Below are 417 nucleotides of genomic sequence, written 5' to 3'. Positions count from 1 at the left end.
TTAACTGTATATAATAATGACATTCAAAATTCTGGAGACTATTCTAGAACATTTGATTTTTCTGCTTTAGAAGACGGAATTTACTCTGCTGAGTTAAATAAAGACTTCGAAATTGTAATTAAACAATTTTATGTTGAAAACGGATTGGTTACTTTCTTAAACAATAAGAATGAAAAAATATTTAAACCAATCATCAGAAATGAAGGACATTTATTATATGTTTCTAAAATCGCTTTTAACAAAGAGCCTTTAAAAGTTGTTATTTATTATAAAGGGAATACGATTTTATCTGAAACCATATCTGGTAACGATCTTTTAAAAAGAGTGTACAAATTATCAGAAAAAAAAGTTGGTAATTATACTGTAGTTATTAATTCTGATGACAGAACTTATACCAACAACTTTACAATATAAAAA

General features: G+C 25.2%; 1 protein-coding gene. It reads left to right on the top strand.

Annotated features, from left to right (window positions below; genetic code table 11):
* Positions 1-414: hypothetical protein (locus MPF19_RS19225; protein ID WP_249989877.1), on the top strand; the 414-nt coding region annotated here is incomplete at its 5' end.
* Positions 415-417: the final 3 nt, after the last annotated feature.

It is taken from the genome of Polaribacter sp. Z014 (assembly GCF_023555435.1).
Lineage (GTDB): Bacteria > Bacteroidota > Bacteroidia > Flavobacteriales > Flavobacteriaceae > Polaribacter.
This window is presented reverse-complemented; position numbering and strand designations above follow the sequence as displayed.